Origin of the sequence: Candidatus Nitrotoga sp. M5 (assembly GCF_927904885.1) — a bacterium.
Classification (GTDB): Bacteria; Pseudomonadota; Gammaproteobacteria; order Burkholderiales; family Gallionellaceae; genus Nitrotoga.
In genome coordinates, this window is sequence record NZ_CAKMNW010000009.1 from 13021 (window position 1) to 31306 (window position 18286).

Here is an 18286-nt window from a genome sequence, read left to right on the forward strand (position 1 = left end):
GCGAAAGGATTAATTACTTAGGATGATCGTTAACGTAATCGACTGCCTGTTGCACTGTAGTGATTTTTTCAGCTTCTTCGTCTGGAATTTCACACTCGAACTCTTCTTCCAGTGCCATCACCAGCTCAACTGTATCCAATGAATCAGCCCCCAAGTCATTAACGAACGAAGACTCATTCTTTACTTCAGTCTCATTTACACCGAGTTGTTCAGCAACAATTTTCTTAACGCGTTGTTCGATACTAGACATGTAACTCTCCTACTCTGGTTAAAGTTCAAAAAATTTCGGGATTCTACCAAGCTTACCTCAAATTCCCAACTAACAGCTTCTCCCAACATTAAAATGAATCTGAAGGTTTATCTTATTCCCATCGAGGAATGAATCTTAAATTGAATCAACGATGGATATAAGCTCAGGTATTCAGCATCATTCCGAACAAAACAGTGGACCATGCTTACTCTCTCTGCCACATTCTCTCTTTTGTGATCCACTACGTGTGAGGGTTGGAAGTTTTCTTTCGAAAACTGAGCAACCACAGCACATAACCAGATAGGGCATAGCATAAGAAAAGCACAAATAATACTCCGGGCGGATAACTGGAAATCAGTATAAAAAACAATGCAACCAAGATAATGACGATAAACGGCACGCTCTTACGCATATTAAAATCTTTGAAGCTATAGAAGCGCACGTTGCTCACCATGCTCAAGCCGGCAAATACCGTGATGGCGACAGCATACCAACGTGCCTCCTGACCGCTATAGTGGTTATCCAGCACCACCCAAACGAAACCTGCGATCACTGCGGCAGCAGCAGGGCTGGGCAGGCCTTGAAAAAATCGCTTATCTACAACTTCAATATTAGCGTTAAATCGTGCCAGTCGTAATGCTGTGCCAGCGCAATATATAAAAGCTGCGAACCAACCCAGTTTACCTAAGTCCTTAAACGCCCATTCATACATGAGCAAAGCGGGCGCCACACCGAATGAAACCATGTCGGAGAGGCTGTCATATTCCGCTCCAAATTCGCTTTGGGTGCGGGTCAGTCGCGCCACACGACCATCCAGACCATCTAGTACCATAGCAATAAAAATTGCAACAGCAGCAAACTCAAACTTGCTATTCATTGCCTGCACGATGGAGTAAAAACCGGCAAACAGCGCCGCCGTAGTCAATAAGTTGGGTAGCAGGTAGATGCTGCGCCTGCGCAGATTCATCGGCTTTCTGTCATTCGGGTCAGTCATGATTTTGAAAGACTCTCATTATATTGGCCTTTAGATCTTGGTCAAAGCCGCCAATATCGTAGTAGTTGCCTGTACTTTATCACCAATAGCTACTTTTACGGTAGCCGTCAGCGGCAGGTACACATCAACGCGCGAGCCGAAGCGGATGAATCCATACCGCTGGCCACGTGTCAAATTACTCCCTTCTTTTACGTAACAGAGTATACGACGTGCAATCAAGCCAGCCACCTGCACACTGGTTACGTCTTGCCCGTCAGCCCTTTTAATCCATATGGCATTTCGCTCATTTTCCAGCGAAGCCTTAGCCAGGTCAGCATTCACGAATTTGCCAGGGAAATATTGGATGCGCTTCACCAAACCATCTATAGGACTACGATTGGAATGCACATTAAATACATTCATGAACACACTTATCTTGATGGCATCGCGCTGAACATAGGGATCCTGCGTGCGTTCAACCGCGACAATGCGACCATCAGCAGGTGATAACACTGCATCGACATCTTGTGGGATTTCACGCGGTGGGTCGCGGAAAAATTGCAGCACAAACAGCGCAACCAACCAAAACAAGAGCGACCATATGCCACCGCCTAAGAATGATACCAAACTTGCGATGAATACAGCGATAGCCAAGAATGGCCAACCTTCGCGCGCAATGATTGGGTGGGGATAATTAGACATTAGAAGGGCGAAACGAAGAGTGAGTTTTTAGATGCAGGATTAAAGAACAAAAAAATGTAGCTTGGGATTGAGAGCGATCCAGCACTTACCATTCAAACTCTCAATCCCAGCCCCATCATTCTTAGTTCTTGCTTTGGTCAACCAATTTGTTTTTGCTAATCCAAGGCATCATGGCACGCAATTGGGCACCCACCATCTCAATCGGATGTTTGGCGTTAAGACGGCGACGCGCAGTCATCTCAGGATAGTTGGTGCGGCCTTCCAAGATGAACTGTTTGGCATATTTGCCAGTCTGAATATCCTTCAAACAGTTACGCATGGCCTCTTTGGTTTCATCTGTAATAATCTTAGGGCCGGTGACGTATTCGCCATATTCTGCATTATTTGAAATGGAATAGTTCATATTGGCGATGCCGCCTTCATACATCAAGTCGACGATTAACTTCAATTCATGCAAGCACTCGAAATAAGCCATTTCCGGCGCGTAGCCAGCGTCCACCAACGTTTCAAAGCCAGCCTTCACCAGCTCCACGGCACCGCCACACAGTACGGCCTGCTCGCCAAACAGGTCTGTTTCCGTTTCTTCACGGAAATCTGTCTCGATCACCCCGCCTTTGGTGCCACCAATGGCTGCGGCGTAAGATAGAGCGATATTTTTGGCCTTGCCGGACTTGTCCTGATACACAGCAATCAAAGATGGCACGCCACCACCCTTCAAATATTCAGATCGAACTGTGTGTCCAGGGCCTTTTGGCGCTATCATGATTACGTCCAAGTCGGCACGTGGAATGACTTGGTTGTAATGAATGTTAAAACCATGGGCGAACGCCAACGTAGCGCTCGTTTTCATGTTTGGTGCAACTTCAGTGTTATAAACATCAGGGATGTTTTCATCTGGCAACAGCATCATGACCACATCGGCATTCTTTACCGCCGTCGCGACTTCCATAACCTTATGTCCAGCCGCTTCAGCTTTTTTCCAGGAAGCGCCACTCTTACGAAGGCCGACGGTCACATTGACTCCAGATTCCTTCAGATTCAAGGCATGAGCATGGCCCTGTGAGCCGTAGCCGATAATGGCCACTTCCTTGCCCTTGATTAGAGACAGGTCTGCGTCTTTGTCGTAATAAACTTTCATGTTGGCCTCTTCAAAATATTCATAAAGTTAAAAATTAAAGTTTTAAAATGCGATCACCGCGCCCGATACCTGACGCGCCAGTACGCACGGTTTCTAAGATTAAGCTGCGGTCTATAGCTTGCAAGAAGCTTTCCAGTTTTTGGCCGGTGCCGGTTAATTCAATGGTGTACGTTTTGTCAGTCACATCAATAATGCATCCACGGAAAATATCTGTCATACGCTTCATCTCCTCACGCACCGAACCTATCGCACGCACCTTTACCAACATTAACTCACGCTCTAGATGTTCGCCTTCGCTCAGGTCCATCACCGCGACCACTTCAATTAGCTTATTGAGCTGCTTGAAAATTTGCTCGATCACAGCGTCAGAACCACTAGTTACAATAGTGATGCGAGACAGGGTAGGATCTTCCGTGGGCGCCACAGTGAGTGACTCGATATTGTAGCCGCGCGCTGAAAACAAACCAGAAACACGTGATAAAGCGCCCGCTTCGTTTTCCGTCAACAAGGACATAATATGCCGCATTACAAATCCTCCGCCAGAATCACTTCAGACAAGCCCTTGCCACCCTGAACCATTGGGAAAACGTTCTCAGTCTGGTCTGTAATGAAATCCATGAATACCAGTTGTTGCTTACGCTCAAATGCTTCTTTCAATGCTGGCTCCACGTCTGATGGCTTCTCAATGCGTATGCCAATATGTCCATAAGCTTCCGCCAACTTCACAAAATCGGGGAGCGCATCCATGTAGGATTCGGCATAACGGTTGCCATGGAAAAACTGCTGCCACTGGCGCACCATTCCTAGATAACGATTATTCAACATGATAATTTTGAGCGGCAATTGAAACTGTTTGCAGGTGGAGAGCTCTTGAATGCACATTTGAATACTGCCTTCTCCAGTAACGCAAGCCACATGGGCGCCTGGATGAGCAAGTTGTACGCCCATTGCGGCGGGCAAGCCGAAGCCCATGGTGCCCAATCCACCGGAGTTAATCCAGCGACGCGGCTTATCAAATTTGTAGTATTGCGCCGCCCACATCTGATGCTGTCCGACATCGGAGGTGATGAAAGCCTCGCCTTGGGTAACTTCATACAGTTTTTCGATCACGAACTGCGGTTTAATGATTTCATCCGAATGTTTGTAAACTAAGCTATTCTTGCCGCGCCATTCCTTAATTTGCGCCCACCACGGTGCAATAGCCTGCTGATCTGGCTTCTCTTTGCTACCGCGCAATTCAGCCAGTAGATCGTCCAACACATTGGCTACATCGCCGACGATAGGCAAATCTACCTTCACTCGCTTGGAGATTGAGGAAGGGTCAATGTCAACATGGATGATCTTGCGCTTTTCCTGATTAAAGTGCTCAACATTACCAACCACCCGATCATCAAAGCGTGCTCCTATGGCCAGCAATACATCGCAATACTGCATTCCCATGTTTGCCTCGTACGTGCCATGCATGCCCAACATTCCAACAAATTGTTTGTCTGTTGCTGGATAGCCCCCTAAACCCATCAACGTGTTGGTGCAGGGGAAGCCCAATAAATGCACCAGCTCGGTTAATTGCTTAGACGCATCAGCCAGGATTACACCGCCGCCCGCATAAATCATCGGTCTCTTGGCTGCTAGCAGCAACTGCACGGCAAGCTTGACCTGTCCCAAGTCACTTTGCTGAACCGGATTATAAGAACGGATGTTCACCGATGATGGATAGCTGAATTCTGTTTTATGACTGGATATGTCTTTTGGGATATCCACCAGCACTGGCCCAGGGCGACCGCTTTTGGCGAGATAAAAGGCTTTCTTAATGGTGCCGGCGATGTCCTTAACATCTTTCACCAGAAAATTATGCTTTACGCAAGGACGCGTTATGCCAACAGTATCTACCTCTTGAAAAGCATCTTCACCGATGGCATGAGTCGGCACTTGGCCGCTGATAATTACCATCGGAATTGAATCCATATAAGCAGTGGCAATACCTGTGACTGCATTGGTCACGCCGGGGCCAGAGGTAACTAACGCTACCCCCACCTTGTCAGTGGAACGTGCATACCCGTCGGCAGCATGCACCGCAGCCTGCTCGTGACGCACTAATATATGTTTAACTTGATCTTGAGTGAACAACGCATCGTAAATGTGCAAGACCGCACCGCCAGGGTATCCGAACACATATTCAGCCCCTTCTTCCTGCAAACATCTAATGGTTATCTCAGCGCCCGTCAGTTCCATGTCAAACTACCTTAGCAAACAATAATTAAAGAACCGTACAAGATAAAGGTTAGCCGCATTTTGGTCAACCCCTACGCTAGGGCTGGATTAAAAATTATCTATTGAGCTATAGTTAAATTTGTTAGTATTCAATACTAACTGAATTCAGCATGGCATCTATAAAGATAATAGATAGCGATTATCCTACATTGCAATGTTGCTCGTAAATATACTTGTCCGCATATATTTAGTTACCAGTAGCGCTGTATAATTTTTCGCACCTCGAGTTTGGAATTTCAGTAACCTTTGAACTTTCAATGTTGTTCTGTAGTTACCACCCATCATGAGGAGCACTTCAACTGGCCAGTCACGACGAACTTTCCGAATTTCTCGCTGAAACCGAACGACGTGCATACAAACAAGCGTTTTTCGCAATACGTGATGAACATGTGGCGCTAGATCTCGTACAGGACTCCATGCTTAAACTTGCCGAAAAGTATGGCAGTAAGCCCGCAAATGAGTTGCCCATGTTATTTCAGCGGATCCTGCAAAACACCATACGCGACCATTGCCGAAGGCAGAAAGTGCGTTCCAGGTGGACATCGCTGATGTCCTCGCTGATTCCTCACCACGAGGAGGCTGATTATGAGCCACTGGACAGCCTTCAAGACGAAGATAACAACAGCCAAGGACTTGCTCCTGATGCATCGTTTGAACAATCCCAACTTATTGCTCTGATTGAAGAAGCATTAATCTTGCTTCCAGCTCGTCAACGAGAGGCCTTTCTGTTGCGTTACTGGGAGGATATGGATACTGCAGAAACAGCGACGATCATGGGTTGTTCGGAGGGTAGCGTCAAGACACACTGCTCACGCGCTACCCATAGCCTCGCGGTTATTATGAGGAAAAAAGGAGTTTACATGCCATGAAAAGAAAGGAGCTAAGCCATGAAAATATCAAACAACTGCTTAATCACTCTGTTGCACAGCTCGAACGACCGACGCTGACACGCCTGCACCACGCACGGGAACAAGCCATGGCACGCTATGCCACGCGTTGTGCAGAGCCGGCGCTTACTCGGGCTGGGCATGCCATATGGCATGCTGTCGGCGCGCAACACAAGTCGCGCTGGTTAGCCACCATGTTGCTGCTCGCGACCATTCTGTTCAGTGCTACGACTTATTGGAATCAAAACGCAAAATCTGATATAACCGACATAGATATTGCCATTCTGACTGGTGATTTGCCCATACGCTTTTACGTTGACTGATTCAAATCATGACCCTGATCCGCCATCGCCTGTTCGTATTATTTTGTATCACCATATTATTGTTTCTGCCAGCTATAGCTGGAGCACAGTCGTGGGAGAGTCTTACCCCAGCTCAACAAGAGGCATTAGCTCCGCTCTCAAAGGAGTGGAATACACTGCAAATACAGCAGCAGAAACACCTTATCAAGTTGGCGAAGCACTATCCACAGCTTGATGCATTGCAGAAACAACGGTTGCATAACAGACTGGATAAGTGGAGCAAGCTAACGCCTGAACAGCGAGACCGTGCCCGCGAAAAATTCCAGTCAATTAGCAAAACTCCTTAGGGGAGCGCAGATTAATTCAAAATTTGCATCAGCTTTCACTCATGAATTAATTTCTCGCAAGCATTTGATTTGTTAGGTTTTATTTTTGTTTTATTTCAGTAAATCCTATTGCAGTTCTATCTGAAGATTTCCCCCTTGCATTACTCACCAGGGGCACAGCTTTGCCCTGACCATATAGTAAATTACTAAAAAATACTCAGTACATTTATCTGCGAATCGTTTATCTTGAGTCGCTTGTGCCTTGCTTTTTATGCTTGAAGAAATTCTTGACGACCCGAACCGGATGTTCGACTCAGGTTTAAATGCGTGCCTTGAGAGCTTCATAGGCCAGCGCCAATATTCTGCTATTTTAAGAATCGATTGGTTGCGCTTGGCTATGTACTTGCGAACTTCATGAGGCGTGTTCTTCAGTTTTTTTACATTTTTTCCTGTCAAGTTGTCCCAATATACCTGGAAAAAAGTGGAAGAAGAGGAGGGCGAAGGTGCTCTGAGGAGGTCTCGGCAGCAAGGCGAGTACAAACATTCGATTTGTACAAAATTGTTATATGAGAAACGCATTGTTTGAAATTGTTACTTTGCAATTTCTATTTTTTTTCAAAATTCGGGTTATTATACCCACCATAAAATTTTGTCTACCAAGTGTGAATCGGTCATCTCAATCCCCCCCCTCTCTGCCCCTTGTTCGCGTTATTGCTGTTGTTGGCTGCGATGGCTCGGGTAAGTCCACGCTAACCGCCGATCTGCTCAATCATTTGCGTAGTAAGGGCTCGGCTAAGTTACTCTATCTTGGTCAATCCTCCGGCAACATTGCTGACTGGATCAGAAGCCTGCCGTTAATCGGGGCGCCATTAGGGCGTTATCTTGTTCGCAAAGCAGATCGGACTCACAGCAAGAAAGCCTCAGCCCCGGATACTGCTACCATGCTAGTGATCTATCTGCTTTCGCTATGGCGCGCGTACAAATTCTGGCGCATGTTGGCATTGAGTCGTCGCGGTGGAATAGTGATTACTGATCGCTACCCGCAAGCGCAAGCGTCCGGCTTTTCATTCGATGGGCCGGGTCTTGGCGCAGTGAACGGCCAAAGCTGGCTAGCACGCAAATTGGAGGCGCGCGAGCTGCGACTATATCAATGGATGGAAAGCCATGTGCCGGCGCTGGTGATCCGCCTCAACATCGACGCGGATACCGCGCATGCGCGTAAACCTGATCATAAGCTGGCGACGCTGCGTGACAAAGTTGCCGTGATCCCAACCCTGAACTTTAATGGGGCACGCATCCTTGATTTGAACAGCCACGACCCCTATGAACAGGTATTGGACATGGCGTTGAACGCTGTCAGTGCCGTTCCGCTGCCTGCTCCTCATGAGGGGGTTGTCGCTGTTGTTGGCTGCGACGGTACGGGCAAGTCAACACTGACCACTGATTTGCTGGCCAGCCTGCGAAGCAATGGCCCAGCCGAAAGGTGCTATCTGGGTCTGGTATCGGGCGAAATGGGTGACAAGATCAAACACCTGCCTGTTATCGGGATCAGGCTTGAACGCTATCTCGCGGCCAAAGCAGAGCGGGCTCAAGACATGAAACTGAAACTGCCGGGAACGGGAACCGCGCTGGTGATGCATTTGCTTTCATTGTGGCGCGTGACACAATTGCGACGGGTGATACGCCTTTCGCGGCGCGGCGTGCGGGTAATCGCAGACCGTTACCCGCAGGCGGAGATCCCTGGCTTTCATTATGATGGCCCAGGCCTCACCGCTGACCAGTCCCATAACTGGCTGGTGCGCAAGCTTGTGGCACGTGAGCAGATGCTATATCGGTGGATGGCCGAACAGAAACCGGCGCTGGTTATCCGTCTCAACATCGATGCTGAGACCGCGCATATGCGTAAACCTGATCACAGCCTGACCGAGTTACAAGACAAAATTTCGGTAATGCCGCGGCTGTGCTTCAGTGGTGCACGGATTGTTGATCTGGATACCCGTAAACCTTATCCAGAGGTACTGAGTGCAGCATTGCAAGCAATCAACACAACCTTGTAGCGCGTCGTTCCAAGCAAGGCAAGGCTGACTAATTTCTTGCGTAGGACACAGGTCGCAACCGCGAGATCCTTCAAGTCGAAGAAAAAACAGAGTGTTTCTGTATTGAACGAATCAATGGTAGATTTATTGATTGTGGCTGGCGGGCGATGGCGGTGTTTGAGTTGTTCGGACATGACGGCGGCTTAACTGGGGCTCGTTCCAGAGGAACGACAGTCGGGTAGTTTGGTACTAGGGCGCTTGCTAATGTGCAAGGCCGGCCCCGCCAGAATACGAGTCGTGTTTATATGGCTGCCGCCGTGGGGGGACACGCTACAACCCACACGTCAAAGCTGTATATGAAAGCCTGCTTGCACGAGGTAAGTCCAAGATGCCCTTCCTCATTGTCGCAATGCGTAAGCGGGTGCATTCGTGCTTTGGCGTACTCAAAATTCAACAGCAATAGCAAAATTATCTGAAAAATGCTTGACTGTAAAGTCGGTATCTACAGGGCTTGGCTGGATTTGACTGTTAGGGTTGTATTTCACTGGCCGATCCGAATGCGGACATGCCTTGCAATGGAAACAAAGCCAGCCGATCACAATAAGTTTTATTCCTTACTTCCTTATTCAATGAAATGATGAATTCCTTAATTGAACAAATACTTTTCTCAGCGTTTTGCTTCGTAATAAGCTCATGCAAAGTGCTTTGAATATTTATTGCTTCGGGGCCATTAGACGCCTCAACAACCATGGATATCATCTCAGTTTTTCCATGTGCCACGAAATCTCTAAGAGATTTCAGTAAGCGAATTTGTTGATAAGTGGCATCCCCTTTGTTGGGGAAAATCACGCCAGCAACTTCACATACTTTTCTCAGCTTTCCTTCCGTTCCTTTGTACGGCGCTTTTGAAAAAAATTCTTTCTCGTTAGAGAAAGTTTCAGGCGCGATGAGGTGAAGCACATGATTTAGAAATGCCTCATAGCAAAAATAAGCCATAGTCATCGCTGTGAAGTAGTAATACCAAGGACTACCTGTCGTCTGTTGAGCATCTTCCATCGCTTTTTCGCAAACACTCCATAGATACTCGTAGGTATTACTAGCCATTTCAACCTGATATTGTTTCATAATTTTAACCAGTTATGCTTGCAACTTAGAAGTTACCGGTCTTGCGGCGGTAACATCTCCGCAAGACCGGTATGGGCTACCATGAAATGCATCTATTGGCACGAGTGCCGCTAACCTGTCCTTGACCATTTCCACAAAGCAAACCCAAGCCATGCGCCGACCGGAGGTAGAAAGAAGAGTGCAAGATATCGTTCGGACGAAAACTCGCTCTCCCACTCGACAATGTAGCCCCAAGCTCCCACCAAAAATAACCACATTAGAGTGGCACTGACAAGGTAGCGAATTTCCCGTGGCGATTTTCGTAAGATTGGCAAGACCACCAATATGAGTAGGTAGATCGCAATTGGCACACCGAAAAATATAACCCAGCCCATCGGCTGCACTTGGGAAAAGCCATTCGAGGCAACTCCGATCCAGGAGACCCATGACAGCACCGCGGTGAATAAGAGACTGAGGCTCAGTCGGCGTGTGCGCTCAGACTCGCATTTGAAAGGGTTAAATTGCTCCAAGGCGAAATCCCATCGATTTTTATTGGTTTTTGCAACAAGCGGCTCAGATTATGGCGCCTGAGAAATCAAGGATGGCGCTTAAAAAAGCTGAACCGCTTTGTGTGAGAAGCCAGCCTAGTGTAAAGCAATTGATAATAACCGTAGCCCAAAATTTTATTTGGAACTTTTTTTTCTTTGACTTGTGACGTAACGTTTTCTGTGCGAGTAAAGCTCCAGGCCAGCCACCAACCAACCCAAATAAATGCAATGTGTCTTCTTGAGTTCTCCAGCGATTATTTTGTGCGGCTGATTTATCAATTGCGTATGCAAGGAAAGTAAGAACACTTGCTGCAAAATACACACCAAGAATGGCGAATGGAAGCTTACCTGTAAATACTGCCAAAGCTAGAAATGAACAAAACAAAATGGCGAAAATGGTAGCAAACGGCCTTTTTTCATGTGACGCGGTGGAGGTTGGTCGCTCACCAGAAAACCGAATATTCTCTGCTTGGAAACGACGTTTCTCATCGGTCGCCAGTTCATAAGTAATGAGATCGCCTTCGCTGGGTCTACGTGAGCGAGTAGAAAAGGCTTTTATATGCACAAATGCTTTTTCACCACCGCCATTCGGTATAACGAAGCCAAACCCTTGATCGTCTTTCCAGTTTGTAATTTTGCCCTGATAGCGCATACGTACTCTTAAAATAAATGGCTAACAAATGGCGTTTATCTGCCGCTCTGCCAAAATTTGTTAACTCGCGTCCCATATTGGCGACAGATAAACCTTGATTGTTTCTTCACGCCCGAAGACTCCCTCTCTCTAATAACCCGCCTGACAACTGTCCGCTTCTCCCGCACTATCGCCAGCGAGATCTTCGCCGGTTCGCAGCAGCCGAAGGTTAGCGACCTTGAACGGAGCCGTGCTGGGCTAGAATTATTTACCTAGGCCGGTGTCGACAAACATCTTTTGTTTTTCTCTTTTGAAGAATGCTTATATCGTCAAAAGATTAAAAAACTTAAAGATGCCGAAAACCTGCATGAATTTGAGCTTTTCGAGTTGAGTTTTACCGTCAAGACCTGAATAGAATGAACGGTAAATCTGGGACTAAATCCGCTGCTCAAACTTATCGTCGGCTTATGCTGATAAATCGTTTGTTTGGGTTCAATGGCCACTGATAGGTGTCATTAAGTTAAGTCAATAAGTTAGATTATCTATTCAATAGCTATCGATAGCCCTCAAACAACATCAAATCATTCCCACTCGATTGTTAATAAGCTATTTTCGCTTTATTTTATATAGTTATTGTTTGGCATTATCACTAATACCATGAAAAAATACCTTGTTAAAAAATTTCTTAAAATGGGGCATTTTTTCTTGAATCGGTACTCAACCAATGACTCTCTTTTCCACCATCGCTTGATGATATGTAGATTTGTAGTATAGGAATAATGTGTGGCCAAAGTTTGTTGCAATAGTCCCAATACGGGACTATTATTTGAACCATGAGAATCATCGCACTATCGACACTGAAAGCCTTCTGGCAAGAAAACCCAGAATATACAGATGCCAAAGAAGCAACATTGGCGTGGTACCGCCATACCTTGCATGCCGATTGGAGTTCACCTGCTGAGGTAAAGCAGGACTTCAGGAACGCGAGTATCCTCAAAGATTGCCGGGTGGTGTTTAATATTGCGGGAAACAAGTATCGACTTGTCGTTTGGATCAACTACCCCTATCGAGTCGTATACATCTACTTTATTGGCACCCACGCGCAGTATGACAAGATTGATGTACAAACCATTTAATTGCCGGAGGAAAGACTATGAACATCAAACCGATTAAAATTGATGCCGACTACCGTGCGGCATTAAAAGAAGTTGAAAGCCTGATGATGGCAGGGCCTGATACGCCAGAAGGCGAAAAGCTGGATGTCATGGTCACTCTTATTGAGGCTTATGAAGCCAAGCACCTCCCGATGGACTTGCCTGATCCTGTTGAGGCGATCAAGTTTGAAATGGAACGCAAGGGCTTAACCGTAAAAGATCTGGAGCCCATGATCGGCAAAAGCAATCGTGTTTATGAGATTCTCAATCACAAGCGTTCGCTGACTTTGAAGATGATCTGGAAACTCCACGAAGGCTTGGGTATTCCAGCAGAGTCTTTGATCAAACCACCTCAAGTTCATGCCTAATCAATACCGCAGCAGGGATAAGTTTCGTGATATCTCCGCCATCGATGCAAACTTGGCTGAACTTGAGCAGGAAAAACAGCATCTCGTTACGCTCACATAAGAGTTGCAAAAATACAAACCAACGTCTTCGGTTTTAGATTCACTCTCTCCAGAACAAAAGATAGCGATTTTCAGAAACCTGTTTCGTGCTCGCCTCGTTGGCCAATCTGGATATCATGACCACCTAAATGTTCCTTACATGGTATTTTGCGCAGCACCATTCTTAGCTCGAAAAATACCATGTAAGATACTGCTGGCCGCTACCAGTGACTACCTGTCATTGTCAGATAAAAAAACAAAACGAACCCTGTAGAAATGACAAAAACCCAGCAATTACGCTGGGTTTCGCAATTTTGGTGCTTGCTGTTGCTAGACATTGCCAGTCGTTGCTTGTCAGTGCCGGTCACTCCCACTCAATAGTTGCAGGCGGCTTCCCGGAAATATCATAAACCACGCGGTTAATGCCGCGTACTTCGTTGATAATACGGTTAGAAATTTTGGCCAGCAAGGCATGCGGCAATTCTGCCCAATGTGCGGTCATGAAGTCCTGTGTTTGCACCGCACGTAGCGCCACCACCCACTCATAAGTACGCCCATCGCCCATCACGCCTACCGACTTAACTGGCAGGAAGACAGCAAATGCCTGTGCGGTTTTCTCATACCAGCCGGACGTATGTAGCTCTTCAATGAAGATTGCATCAGCACGACGCAACAAGTCTGCGTACTCTCGTTTGACTTCCCCAAGGATGCGCACTCCCAGCCCTGGTCCGGGGAATGGGTGGCGGTACACCATGTCGCGCGGCAAGCCGAGCGCCACGCCGAGTTCGCGCACTTCATCCTTGAATAATTCTCGCAATGGTTCCAGCAACTTAAGGTGCATGGTGTCGGGCAAACCGCCAACATTGTGGTGTGATTTGATGGCTTGTGCCTTTTTGGTTTTGGCGCCAGCAGATTCGATCACGTCAGGGTAAATGGTGCCTTGCGCCAGCCATTTAGCCTGCGGCAATTTGGCAGCTTCGCGCTGGAATACTTCGACAAATTCGCGCCCGATAATTTTGCGTTTTTGTTCTGGATCAGACACACCTGTCAAATGCTTTAAGAATTCCGTGCTAGCATCAACGTGGATAACTTTTACGCCTAAGTTTTGGGCAAAAGTTTCCATAACTTGTTTGGCTTCATTCAAGCGCAACAGGCCATTGTCAACGAATACGCAAGTGAGTTGTGTACCGATGGCACGGTGCAGCAATGCTGCGGCCACTGAAGAATCCACACCACCAGAAAGGCCGAGGATGACTTCTTCCTGGCCGACTTGGTCGCGAATTTTTTCTATTGCCTCAGCAATGTAATCGGGCATGTTCCAGTCTTGCCCGCAGCCGCAAATGTCGTGAACGAAGCGGCTGATAATCGCCTTACCTTGCGGAGTGTGGGTCACTTCTGGATGAAATTGTACAGCGTAAAAACGGCGTGCTTCGTCGACCATGCCGGCAATTTGCGTGATTGCATTGGAAGCAATCACCGTGAAGCCCGGTGGCAACTGGGTGACCTTGTCGCCGTGGCTCATCCATACGTCCAGCAAGCCGTGGCCTGCCTCGTTGTTGCGATCTTGAATGTCGCGAAACAATTTTGAATGGCCGCGTGCACGGATTTCTGCATAGCCAAATTCGCGCACCAGGCCGATTTCCACCTCTCCACCCAGTTGCTCGGCCATGGTTTGCATGCCGTAGCAAATACCCAGCACCGGCACGCCTAGTTCAAATACTACTTGCGGCGCACGCGAGGCATCACCATCCGTCACAGAATTTGGACCACCCGAAAGAATGATGCCGGCCGGCTTGAAATTGCGAATAAATTCATCATCTACGTCGAATGGATGCAGCTCGCAATAAACTTGAGATTCGCGCACGCAACGTGCTATGAGTTGCGTGTATTGCGAACCAAAGTCGAGGATCAGAATTTTTTGGTGGGACATAAAGTTATCAGAATATAAATTATTAATTAATAGTTTGGTGCAGCGACTATTGCCAGCTTACAGGCAGTTCGATTGGCATTTACCAAGTGTTCAGCTTAAGATGTTTAACCCATTTTTTTCCAGCTAATGAAAATGGCAAACAACAACTAATCAATATGGTAATTCGGTGCTTCCTTGGTGATCTGCACGTCGTGAACATGCGATTCACGGATACCAGCAGCAGTTATTTGCACAAACTCAGCTTTGGCGTGCATTGTGGCGATATCCGGACAGCCAAGATAGCCCATGCTGGCACGCAAACCACCCATCAGTTGGTGGATAACTGCCAGCCCGCTACCCTTGTAAGGCACGCGTCCTTCCACTCCCTCAGGTACTAATTTGTCTTGATTGGATTCGTTGTCCTGAAAATAACGATCACTGGAACCCTTGTGCATCGCACCTATACTGCCCATGCCGCGATAAGATTTATAGGAACGCCCTTGGTATAACTCCACCTCACCTGGCGCTTCTTCTGTACCAGCAAGCAGACCTCCCAACATCACGACGTGCGCACCTGCTGCAATCGCTTTTGCGATATCGCCGGAATAACGCACCCCACCGTCTGCAATTAATGGTATGTCGAAACCTTGCAATGCTTCCGCCACATTCTGGATAGCCGATATCTGCGGCATACCTACACCCGCGACCATGCGCGTAGTGCAAATTGAGCCGGGGCCGATACCTACTTTAACGCCATCCGCACCATGATCCATAAGAGCCTTGGCGGCGGCGGCAGTAGCAATGTTTCCGCCAATCACATCCACGTTCGGAAAGTTCTTTTTTACCCATTTAACGCGGTCCAGCACGCCCTGCGCATGGCCGTGAGCGGTATCGACTATGAGCACATCCACTCCGGCTTCTATCAATAGGGTAGCGCGTTCGTCCGTACCTTCGCCTACACCAATCGCGGCGCCAACGCGCAAACGCCCGAGCTCATCTTTACACGCCAACGGATGTTCGCTGGACTTGAAAATATCTTTTACGGTAAATAGACCGCACAGCTCAAATGCATCATTTACTACGAGTACACGTTCAATACGATGCTGATGCATCAAAGCGCGCGCTTCTTCACGGCTGGCGTTTTCCTTGACCGTGATCAATTGTTCTCGCGGCGTCATAATGTTTTGGATGGGTTGATCAAGGTTGCTCTCGAAACGCAAATCGCGGTTCGTCACAATACCAATCACTTGCTTACCTTGCACCACTGGCAATCCGGAAATACTGTGCTGACGAATGAGGTTCAGCACATCAAGTACAGTCATCCCGGATGTAACAGTGATGGGATCCTTCACCATGCCGCTTTCGAAACGCTTAACCTTGGATACTTCAGCAGCCTGCATCTTGGCGGTCATGTTTTTATGAACGATACCAATACCGCCTTCTTGTGCTAAGGCTATTGCCAGACGCGCCTCGGTGACGGTATCCATTGCAGCGGATAACAAAGGAATATTTAAGGTGATGTTACGGGTAAGCTGAGTACGTAAACTGACATCACGCGGCAACACATTGGAGTGCGCCGGAATCAGTAAGACGTCGTCAAAAGTTAGCCCTTTTTGGGTGATACGCATAATAGATCAACCTCAACAAATAATTACCGGTGGATTTGCATTTTATAGGTTTTTGCCAATGCCAACCTCAATTTGTGCAAATGAATAATTGCCGATATCTCAAAATCTTGTATATGGATGTCCCGCTTGGTACCGGGCGTTGATTATTCTGCAGAATAATATTAAAAGCCTTCCACAGGGTACTCAGTAGAATCAGTGGTAACTCGAAATGAAAATATCTTTAAACAGGGTAAGCGACACTGGTAAATTAATGCAACCGTAAAACTGAGGTGCAGAACGAACGAGGTCAAGACACTTCGCAAGGATTTAAACAAACGTAAGAAAGGAGATTAAGGGCGGTTTGTTTTAGAGGTGGTTAATTTACTGATTCGTTGAAAATTTTTTATGTCCACCATCGAGCACCGCTCCCGCATTTATAAACAGCAAATTCTCTTGTAAATTACAACCACGGCTTATATCTTCTCGATACAAGCCGCAGCATTAAACAGTTGTATAAGCAGCTTTTTAAATTTAGTCAAATTCGAGATACGCTGGTTATACTCTATAACCAATATAGCTTGGTATTTCTTGGTCCAAATGATGAGGTAGTAGACCCCTCATCAACTAGAACGTACCAATCTTACGTGACTACGAATTTCACTGTATTCGCTAAACGTTTTGCCAATGTAGAAACTGACAAACCAAGATAAAGAACCATCGGGCGAAGCTGTAAAAAAAGGTGCTCCTGGCGTTCCAGGAAAAATGTCTGTGTCAATAGATGGATCTCTACGGCTCATATCTACGATGCTCGCCAGTTCTTCTACTTTAGGTAAGCGCCAAGCTTTGTCCGTGGCCTTTGCTTCGGCTTTAGCCAAAGCTAACGAATCTGCCAAATTATAAGTACCGGGAATCCCAATGCAGCCATCGGTACATGCTGTCATACCTTCAGGACAACGGCGCCAGATCAGGCCAGTTTTATTGTCCGTAACTTCAGTACCATCCTCAGAAATGATAAATCGTGCGGGCGGTTGCTCATTTGGGTTGTCTGCCTGCGTCTGGGAGTTATCAGTTTCATTTTGCATATTTGATTTTCTTTCTATCAGTTAATTATCAGTTAACAGGAATAACCCTGTGTTTCGCAAAAAATATTAATAATTACTGTAACGAATTAACTACACTGCGTTCAGTAGAGAACGCGTATTTGTAAGACAATTATAATATCTTGTCAATGTTAGCATCCTACTCCAGAGCCGCTTCGTTTCGCACCTCCCTCCCGGTCAGTCAATTCATCACTGACCTGAGCGCACTAAGCGAACCTGGAATTTACCGCCGCAGACATAAGTATTCAAAAATCCACCATAAAACATGACATACCAAGCTTTTAACGGATTATTCTCTACGGGCGTAGCCGACCAGAAAGGAGCTGCAGGTGTCCCTGGAAAGGCATGCGTATCAATCGCTGGATTTCCGAGGCTGGCATCAACAATGCTTGAAAGTTCTTTTGCATTGGGAAGTCGCCAGGACTTGCCACTAGCCAATGCAACTTCATTGGCTAAGGCGAGCGACTGATCCCAACTATATGCGGCTGCAACCCCACTGCATCCATTACTGCTGGCTGTCATTCCTTCTGGACAACGCCTCCAGATCAGTCCGGTTTTGCTGTCAGTCACCTCGCTTCCATCCGCCGAAATAGCATACCTTGTTTGAATTTGTGCATCTGAGTTGTTTGGCACAGCTGATGTATCTGCCAACGGCTGGGGAGTATCGGTTGTCATGATAACGTTCTCCTTCGGGTTAATTAAATTATGCACGTTGTACTTATACTGCCCAGAAAAAAATCATAGAAATCCAAGATTTTATTCCATTAGTGTTCCTGTGCATAAAACAGACAATTTAACTGCAATATTTTTATATAATGAACTTTGTGATGAAGCACAATTGTCAAAACAGCAACATCTTGCACATATCAAATTGTGCGCCGATACAACTTTTAGTTTTTTCT

At 46.8% G+C, this 18286-nt stretch carries 19 protein-coding genes; 6 read left to right on the forward strand and 13 right to left on the reverse strand.

Annotated elements, in window-relative coordinates:
- Positions 1-13: 13 nt before the first annotated feature.
- The 6 genes from acpP to MJ770_RS03720 all read right to left on the reverse strand — a co-directional run bounded on the left by acpP (position 14) and on the right by MJ770_RS03720 (position 5295).
- The gene (acpP, locus tag MJ770_RS03695; protein WP_239250260.1) at positions 14-250 is read right to left on the reverse strand and encodes an acyl carrier protein; all 237 of its coding nucleotides are present in this window, start codon (positions 248-250) and stop codon (positions 14-16) included.
- Between the two features lie 241 nt (positions 251-491).
- Positions 492-1244 carry a CDP-diacylglycerol--serine O-phosphatidyltransferase gene (gene pssA, locus MJ770_RS03700; protein ID WP_239250261.1) on the reverse strand — a complete coding sequence of 251 codons (753 nt, stop codon included), beginning with the start codon at positions 1242-1244 and terminating at the stop codon, positions 492-494.
- A gap of 30 nt (positions 1245-1274) precedes the next feature.
- The gene (locus MJ770_RS03705) at positions 1275-1925 is read right to left on the reverse strand and encodes a phosphatidylserine decarboxylase (RefSeq protein WP_239250262.1); all 651 of its coding nucleotides are present in this window, start codon (positions 1923-1925) and stop codon (positions 1275-1277) included.
- Positions 1926-2046: 121 nt separating this feature from the next.
- The gene (gene ilvC, locus MJ770_RS03710) at positions 2047-3063 is read right to left on the reverse strand and encodes a ketol-acid reductoisomerase (RefSeq protein WP_239250263.1); all 1017 of its coding nucleotides are present in this window, start codon (positions 3061-3063) and stop codon (positions 2047-2049) included.
- 34 nt (positions 3064-3097) lie between these two features.
- On the reverse strand, positions 3098-3589 hold the full coding sequence (gene ilvN, locus MJ770_RS03715) for an acetolactate synthase small subunit (protein ID WP_239250264.1): 492 nt from the start codon (positions 3587-3589) through the stop codon (positions 3098-3100).
- Positions 3589-5295: an acetolactate synthase 3 catalytic subunit gene (locus tag MJ770_RS03720; RefSeq protein ID WP_239250265.1), complete on the reverse strand. Its 1707-nt coding sequence runs from the start codon at positions 5293-5295 to the stop codon at positions 3589-3591. Before MJ770_RS03720 ends, ilvN begins: the two co-directional genes overlap by 1 nt.
- A gap of 338 nt (positions 5296-5633) precedes the next feature.
- Between MJ770_RS03720 and MJ770_RS03725 the strand changes: the two genes are divergently transcribed.
- From MJ770_RS03725 to MJ770_RS03740, 4 genes are all read left to right on the forward strand, one after another.
- Positions 5634-6203, forward strand: a complete 570-nt coding sequence (locus MJ770_RS03725) for an RNA polymerase sigma factor (RefSeq protein WP_239250289.1) — start codon at positions 5634-5636, stop codon at positions 6201-6203.
- On the forward strand, positions 6200-6544 hold the full coding sequence (locus tag MJ770_RS03730) for a DUF3619 family protein (RefSeq protein WP_239250266.1): 345 nt from the start codon (positions 6200-6202) through the stop codon (positions 6542-6544). The genes MJ770_RS03725 and MJ770_RS03730 overlap by 4 nt, the downstream gene beginning before the upstream one ends.
- Before the next feature lie 8 nt (positions 6545-6552).
- Positions 6553-6870 carry a DUF3106 domain-containing protein gene (locus MJ770_RS03735; RefSeq protein ID WP_239250267.1) on the forward strand — a complete coding sequence of 106 codons (318 nt, stop codon included), beginning with the start codon at positions 6553-6555 and terminating at the stop codon, positions 6868-6870.
- Between the two features lie 641 nt (positions 6871-7511).
- Positions 7512-8906 carry a hypothetical protein gene (locus MJ770_RS03740; RefSeq protein WP_239250268.1) on the forward strand — a complete coding sequence of 465 codons (1395 nt, stop codon included), beginning with the start codon at positions 7512-7514 and terminating at the stop codon, positions 8904-8906.
- A gap of 507 nt (positions 8907-9413) precedes the next feature.
- Here MJ770_RS03740 and MJ770_RS03745 read toward each other — a convergent pair.
- From MJ770_RS03745 to MJ770_RS03755, 3 genes are all read right to left on the reverse strand, one after another.
- Positions 9414-10010 carry a hypothetical protein gene (locus tag MJ770_RS03745; RefSeq protein WP_239250269.1) on the reverse strand — a complete coding sequence of 199 codons (597 nt, stop codon included), beginning with the start codon at positions 10008-10010 and terminating at the stop codon, positions 9414-9416.
- Between the two features lie 110 nt (positions 10011-10120).
- Complete coding sequence (locus MJ770_RS03750) at positions 10121-10519, reverse strand: hypothetical protein (RefSeq protein WP_239250270.1); 399 nt, start codon at positions 10517-10519, stop codon at positions 10121-10123.
- A gap of 43 nt (positions 10520-10562) precedes the next feature.
- The gene (locus tag MJ770_RS03755; protein WP_239250271.1) at positions 10563-11189 is read right to left on the reverse strand and encodes a DUF1294 domain-containing protein; all 627 of its coding nucleotides are present in this window, start codon (positions 11187-11189) and stop codon (positions 10563-10565) included.
- Between the two features lie 812 nt (positions 11190-12001).
- On the opposite strand from MJ770_RS03755, the gene MJ770_RS03760 reads away from it, so the two are divergent.
- Both MJ770_RS03760 and MJ770_RS03765 read left to right on the forward strand, forming a co-directional pair.
- A complete protein-coding gene (locus tag MJ770_RS03760; protein WP_239250272.1) occupies positions 12002-12304 on the forward strand; it encodes a type II toxin-antitoxin system HigB family toxin in 303 nt (100 codons plus the stop codon).
- Positions 12305-12321: 17 nt separating this feature from the next.
- On the forward strand, positions 12322-12690 hold the full coding sequence (locus MJ770_RS03765; RefSeq protein WP_239250273.1) for a helix-turn-helix domain-containing protein: 369 nt from the start codon (positions 12322-12324) through the stop codon (positions 12688-12690).
- 442 nt (positions 12691-13132) lie between these two features.
- On the opposite strand, the gene guaA is transcribed toward MJ770_RS03765, so the two are convergent.
- The 4 genes from guaA to MJ770_RS03785 all read right to left on the reverse strand — a co-directional run bounded on the left by guaA (position 13133) and on the right by MJ770_RS03785 (position 18059).
- Positions 13133-14698: a glutamine-hydrolyzing GMP synthase gene (gene guaA, locus MJ770_RS03770; RefSeq protein ID WP_239250274.1), complete on the reverse strand. Its 1566-nt coding sequence runs from the start codon at positions 14696-14698 to the stop codon at positions 13133-13135.
- 146 nt (positions 14699-14844) lie between these two features.
- Positions 14845-16305 (reverse strand): IMP dehydrogenase, encoded by a 1461-nt coding sequence (gene guaB / locus MJ770_RS03775; RefSeq protein ID WP_239250275.1) that lies wholly within the window; start codon positions 16303-16305, stop codon positions 14845-14847.
- 599 nt (positions 16306-16904) lie between these two features.
- Positions 16905-17366: an Lcl C-terminal domain-containing protein gene (locus MJ770_RS03780; protein WP_239250276.1), complete on the reverse strand. Its 462-nt coding sequence runs from the start codon at positions 17364-17366 to the stop codon at positions 16905-16907.
- 207 nt (positions 17367-17573) lie between these two features.
- The gene (locus MJ770_RS03785; protein WP_239250277.1) at positions 17574-18059 is read right to left on the reverse strand and encodes an Lcl C-terminal domain-containing protein; all 486 of its coding nucleotides are present in this window, start codon (positions 18057-18059) and stop codon (positions 17574-17576) included.
- Between the last annotated feature and the right edge of the window lie 227 nt (positions 18060-18286).